At 40.2% G+C, this 5,250-nt stretch carries 6 protein-coding genes; all 6 read left to right on the top strand.

All coding sequences use genetic code 11. The annotated features are described in order from the left end of the window. Positions 1-388: 388 nt before the first annotated feature. The 6 genes from G610_RS0115060 (at position 389) to G610_RS0115035 (ending at position 4,867) form a co-directional block, all read left to right on the top strand. Positions 389-655 carry a hypothetical protein gene (locus G610_RS0115060; protein WP_026525432.1) on the top strand — a complete coding sequence of 89 codons (267 nt, stop codon included), beginning with the start codon at positions 389-391 and terminating at the stop codon, positions 653-655. Positions 656-866: 211 nt separating this feature from the next. Next, a complete protein-coding gene (locus tag G610_RS0115055; protein ID WP_026525431.1) occupies positions 867-1,526 on the top strand; it encodes a phage head-tail adapter protein in 660 nt (219 codons plus the stop codon). An 11-nt stretch (positions 1,527-1,537) separates the two neighbouring features. After that, positions 1,538-2,398 carry an NAD-dependent epimerase/dehydratase family protein gene (locus tag G610_RS0115050; RefSeq protein WP_026525430.1) on the top strand — a complete coding sequence of 287 codons (861 nt, stop codon included), beginning with the start codon at positions 1,538-1,540 and terminating at the stop codon, positions 2,396-2,398. Positions 2,399-2,489: 91 nt separating this feature from the next. Then, a complete protein-coding gene (locus tag G610_RS0115045) occupies positions 2,490-2,888 on the top strand; it encodes a DUF3795 domain-containing protein (protein WP_026525429.1) in 399 nt (132 codons plus the stop codon). A 31-nt stretch (positions 2,889-2,919) separates the two neighbouring features. Next, positions 2,920-3,750, top strand: a complete 831-nt coding sequence (locus tag G610_RS0115040) for a deoxyribonuclease IV (RefSeq protein ID WP_026525428.1) — start codon at positions 2,920-2,922, stop codon at positions 3,748-3,750. Positions 3,751-3,835: 85 nt separating this feature from the next. Then, complete coding sequence (locus G610_RS0115035) at positions 3,836-4,867, top strand: phosphotransferase enzyme family protein (RefSeq protein WP_026525427.1); 1,032 nt, start codon at positions 3,836-3,838, stop codon at positions 4,865-4,867. Positions 4,868-5,250 lie beyond the last annotated feature (383 nt).

Here is a 5,250-nt window from a genome sequence, read left to right as displayed (position 1 = left end):
CTGACTGACCACAAGGGCATTTGAGCTGATGGAACTGGAGATTGTTTAGGACAGAGTTGTAGAAACCTGGTGTAATCGGATTGTTTTCTTCAACGTAAAGGGTTATCATTGTCTTGCATGTTTTCGTACACTTCTGTGTACGGAGTTGCTAAGGCAGGATACCAAACTTTGGTCGGGGAGGGATCCTGCCTTTTATTGTCAGTAACTTTCCCATGATAACACAAAAGGCATGGCATTAAATAATCTGGTGTATTATGCACCTGAATAAATAAGTCCACACCTTTAAATAAAGTGATTCAAAAACAGAATTTAGAACGCAGGTAAAGTAACAAACAACAGCATATACATAAATGCTGATGATATCAAGAGGTCAAGTTTATGCAGTGATATGGAAGCTGCTGTTAAAGCTGAAGAACTAAGAGAAAAAGCTCTTTCGGATAAAATAAGATCTAGATATGAAAAAGCTTTGGAAATAATTCCGCAACTTGTACAGATTTGTGACATCTTACATGTTTACGATAACTCAGACGAACCATTTAGAATATTTAAGAAGCGAAAAGATATCTATTTTCGTTGGGAAAATGATTTTTGGAATGCGGATGCAATTGAGAAGTTAACAGGAATTGACACATATTCAGAATATAAAAAGATTTGACAGAATTAAGGAAATGAGAGAGGCGTATATGCTTCTCTTTTTTGTATAGAAAATAAAGGATTCGTTTTCATATAGATTCAGTGAAATTTAGGCTATTATGTGTGTAGGTAAGGACTTTTATCGTGTTACATGGTAGGCTTAATAATATAAGTGGGATGTTTTCATAAGGGTTACTGTGTAGATGTACGCACTACTGAAGGGGTGAATCGATATGAATAAGGAATGGTCAGAAAAAAACAAGAAAATGCAATCTTTGATTGGAAGGAAAGAGAGCTTTGATGATGGTATTATCGCACTGCTTGAGCTAAGAGAAGAACTCTTTGGTCAGATAACATCTATAGTGAATACATACCCGAAAGAAGCCTTTTACCTGATGCCTTTTGCCGGAGCGAAGGGTTATCACAGCAAGACTCTGGGGTATTCCATGTGGCATATATTCCGGATTGAGGATATTGTGGCACATACACTGATCCGTCAGGACAGTCAAATCCTCTTTACGGATGATTGGCTTCGCAGGATAAACAGTCCTATCCTTACCACAGGCAATGAACTGAAGGGAGAGGAAATCGCGGAGTTTTCAGCAAAACTCGATGTGAGAGCTTTGTTTGATTATTGCAGGGCAGTGATGGATTCAACAAATGAGCTGCTTAAAGATATGCAATATAAAGACCTAAAGAGGAAGTTTACTGATGATGACAGGGAAAGGATTATCGAAACCAGAACGGTTAGTAAGGATGAAGATGCATTCTGGCTGATCGATTATTGGTGCGGAAAGGATATTAAAGGACTGATTCAGATGCCTTTTTCCAGACACTGGATCATGCACATCGAAGCAATGTACCGGATTAAGAACAAGATAAGGGTAAGTTGAGGGGAGAGCTTATGAAAATTCTGGTTGTTGGTGGGACAAGGTATTTTGGGATTCCTATGGTAAATGCTCTGCTGGCAAAAGGTCATGACGTGACCATTGCTACAAGAGGAAATGCGAAGGTGGATTTTGATGGTGAAGTAAGCTATGTGATTTTCGACCGGACGGATTCAGCGAGTGTCAAAAGAGCTTTGGACAACAAAAAGTATGATGTGATTATTGATAAGATTGCCTACAGTTCTAATGATGTAAAGGCTCTTTTGGAAAATGTTAGTTGTGAAAGATACATTCAGATGTCTACCTGCTCTGTTTACCACGAGGATCATGCAAATATAAGTGAAGATGAGTTTGTAGCAAGTGAATATCCCCTAGAGTGGATGGGAAGAATCACAGATTACGCAAAGACTAAACGCAATGCAGAAAGAGCGGTTCTGGAATATATGGATTCATCTGTCTGTACTTTTGTGCGTTATCCGGTTGTGCTTGGAGAAAATGATTATACAGGAAGGCTACGTTTTTATATTGAACATATAAATAATGAGAAGCCTATGTTTGTGGATGATCTTAATGAAGCCATGTCTTTCATATATGAGAAGGAAGCCGGTGAATTTCTTGCGTATTTAGCAGACCATCCACTTAGTGGCGCTGTTAATGGCTGTTCCAACGGGACTATAAACATTTCTGATATTATCAGCTATACAGAAGAGAAGCTGGGAAAAAAAGCAATCCTTGATGAGAATGGTGATGCTGCACCATTTAATGGATTAAAGGATACACTGAGCTTTAGCACAGAAAAAGCCAGAGAAGCCGGATATACTTTTTTAGATTTGGAAAGCTGGATATATAAATTGATAGATTTCGAAATTGTGGGATAAAGGGTTTGTTTATGCAATAATCCTTTTTGTACTTCCGATGCATATCCACAACCCGGGACAGATTAAAGGGTGATAAGGAGGGGGGATACCAATGAAAAGAGAGCTTGGAATTGCACGTTGCGGACTGGCATGCTGTCTGTGTTCTGAAAACGTGACCTGTAAAGGATGTAAACGGGATGGATTTATGGAGCTTTCCTGGTGCAAGGATGCTGAGTGGTGCGAGGTTAGAAGGTGCGGAATTGATAAGAATCTGAATGGATGCTATGAATGCGAACCTTTAAATTGTCGTAAAGGCTTATACGCAGAAAAGATTAAGGCGAGGGCGTTTGCAGAGTTTGCCCATAGGTTCGGAGTTGAGGAACTACTGGACTGTCTGGAAAGAAACGAGCAGGCAGGGATTATTTATCATAGGGAAGGAATCATGGGTGACTATGATGACTTTGATGATTTAGAAGAGTTGATAGATTATATAAGGACAGGGAAAAGATGAGAAATGAATTAGCCGGTGGAGAGCTAGGAATATGGTTTATATAGGATGTCATCTGACAGTAACAAACGGATATGAAGCCATGGGGCATCAGATGGTGGATTTTGGAGGAAATACGTTTGCATGGTTTACCAGAAACCCAAGAGGTGGGAAGTCAAAAGATATAGTGCCGTCTGATGTTAATGCTCTTATGGATATTTTAAAGGAAAAGAAATTTGGCAAACTGGTTGCTCATGCCAGTTACACCATGAATTTATGCTCAGCGAATCCGGAGACCAGAGCAAATGGTCTTGATATGTTAGTAAAAGATCTTGAAAAAATGGAGGCGCTACCCGGGCAGTACTATAACTTTCATCCCGGCTCTCATACAGGACAGGGAGCTGATGTTGGTATCAGACAGATTGCTGAGGGGCTAAATAAAGCGCTTTTTTCTGATATGAAGACCACTGTTCTGCTTGAGACAATGGCCGGTAAGGGATCTGAAGTAGGGAGAAGTTTTGAGGAACTAAAAGAAATCATCGATCTGGTGGAATGTAAAGATAAGCTTGGAGTCTGCTTTGATACATGCCACACATGGGATTCTGGCTATGACATAGTAAATGATCTTGATGGAGTGCTTAATGAGTTTGATAGGATCATCGGTCTGGACAGGCTTAAGGCAGTTCATTTCAACGATAGTAAGAATGAGCGCGGCTCACATAAGGACCGTCACGAGAAACTGGGACAGGGAATGATAGGCATGGAAGCCATGAAGCGGTTCGCGATGCATCCGGCATTTGGAGGGCTTCCGTTTATTCTAGAGACACCAAATGATGATGAAGGTTACATTGAGGAAATAGCTACAGTAAATAGCTGGTTTGAATAAGAATCCTGTAGAAAGTAATTATCTATATGAGAAATAATCTTTCCACCGAGGAGTAGATGAGAGTAGTTCATCCGGGAAGGGAATTATGGAAAATATAAGAGCATTGGTAGAACAATGCGGGTTGGGGACAATTGAAGGAGAGATTTCACCGGTGACCGGTGGATTGATGCACAAGATGTATAAAGTGCAGACAACGACCGGTACGTATGCTGTGAAATGTTTGAATCCTGAAATAATGGGTAGACCTGATGCCTTGAAGAATTATTCTGAAGCGGAGAGGTTAGAGCGCATATTAGAGGAAAATGGTATTCCTGTTGTGGCGGCACTATCTTTCGATGATTGTACTTTGAACTCCTTCGATGATAAAAAGATGTTACCTGTAAATGGAAGATATTATTATGTTTTTCAATGGCAGGAAGGAAGCATCACGGACTTTGACGCCATTACCGGTGAGCAGTGCTATAAGGCCGGCGAGATACTTGGTAGAATCCATGCTATTGATGCAAATAATATATCACCAAATGAACCGGTATTAAGTAGTGTTGATTTTGAAGCATTACTTGATAGAGCTAAGTCTAAAGATAGTGTAATTGCACCACAGCTTGAAGCAAATTTACAGCTCCTTAAAAATGCACAGAATAATCTAAACGAAGCAAGAAAAAATCTTCCTGCCATGAGGGCAATCAGCAATGATGATATGGATCCTAAGAATATCATGTGGCATGAAGGCAATCCGCATGTAATCGATCTTGAGTGCCTGGGATATAGTAATCCGATATCATCTTGTCTTGATCTGGCTTTGCAATGGGCAGGAACTGTAAACGGTAAATTCAATAAAGATAATCTGAAAGCATTTTTTAAAGGGTATCTGGGCGCTTATGACAATGGATTCAGATCCTATGATGAATTATTTGGAATAGCATATACCTGGATAGAATGGCTTGAATACAACATTAAACGCGCATTAGGTATGGTGAGTGATGATGCGGATGAGATTAGGCTGGGAGAAGTAGAGACTGAAAACACAATAAAAAGAATAAAATACCTCTCATCAATCGAGGATGATATTTGCCTGGTTTTAAAGAATCTTCCTGCACCGGATACAGGCAATCAATGAGTATGTAGGTATTTTGAAACTGTACGACACAATGGATTTGCAGCTGGCGATAAAGAAATAAATGTATAACTGATATGTAATGACCTCCTGTCAAGAGAAAACTTACAGGGAGTCACCACAAACTTATTTAATTGTTACTAAAGACATCCGGAAAGAGCCTCGGGGTATCAGTTCCCGGCATTGGCCACTCTGATATACGTGGATTGGTTACCGACAGGTCAATGGTCCGCCGTGAGCTCTACCGTCTAAAAGCGTGGATCACAGATCACTCTGTGCCGGCATAGTTAAATCGTAGATAGCTCGAACCTTGAAATGGCCGAAGCCCTTTCAAGATGCCTTCAGTTGTTACTTGGTTCTTGCCAGATGTAAATGGCATAAGCCAT

This window comes from Butyrivibrio sp. MB2005 (genome assembly GCF_000424285.1).
In the GTDB taxonomy this organism is placed as follows: domain Bacteria; phylum Bacillota; class Clostridia; order Lachnospirales; family Lachnospiraceae; genus Butyrivibrio.
This window is presented reverse-complemented; position numbering and strand designations above follow the sequence as displayed.